We start from the raw sequence: 388 nt of genomic DNA, 5'->3' as shown, positions 1-388 counted from the left end.
GGCCGATGTGCTGCGCTTCGCGGCCGGGCTGGAGAAGGGCGCCACGGCGGCCTACCTCGGCGTATTGCCGAATTTCCACAACCGCGAACTGACCCGGGCCGCCGGCAGCATCCTCGGGGATGAGGCGATGCACTGGGCCGTGCTGCTGTCGGCGCTCGGCGAAGACCCCGTGCCCGGGGCCTTCGTCGGCTAGATGTCGATGTCGATGTCGATGTCGATGTCGATGTCGATCAGCCGCTGTTGCGCAGCCCGGCCGCCACGCCGTTGATGGTCAGGTGGATGCCGCGCCGCACGCGCACGTCGTCGCCGTCCTTGCCTGCCCGGTAGCGCTTGAGCAGTTCGACCTGCAAGTGGTTCAGCGGGTCCAGGTAGGGCGGGTCCAGGTAGG

Annotated in this window: 2 protein-coding genes; one reads left to right on the top strand and one right to left on the bottom strand. The window is 68.6% G+C overall.

Annotated elements, in window-relative coordinates:
• On the top strand, nt 1-193 hold a 193-nt coding region (locus AB4Z27_RS29745), incomplete at its 5' end, for a ferritin-like domain-containing protein (protein WP_441646078.1).
• Nucleotides 194-230: 37 nt separating this feature from the next.
• Here the strand turns inward: AB4Z27_RS29745 and AB4Z27_RS29740 are convergent.
• Nucleotides 231-388 (bottom strand): phosphoenolpyruvate carboxylase (locus tag AB4Z27_RS29740; protein ID WP_441646079.1); only part of this gene is annotated, 158 nt, incomplete at its 5' end.

Source organism: Cupriavidus sp. KB_39 (assembly GCF_052114485.1).
Taxonomy (GTDB): domain Bacteria; phylum Pseudomonadota; class Gammaproteobacteria; order Burkholderiales; family Burkholderiaceae; genus Cupriavidus.
The sequence above is the reverse complement of the archived record's forward strand: the minus strand, read 5'-3'. Positions and strand labels throughout refer to the sequence as shown.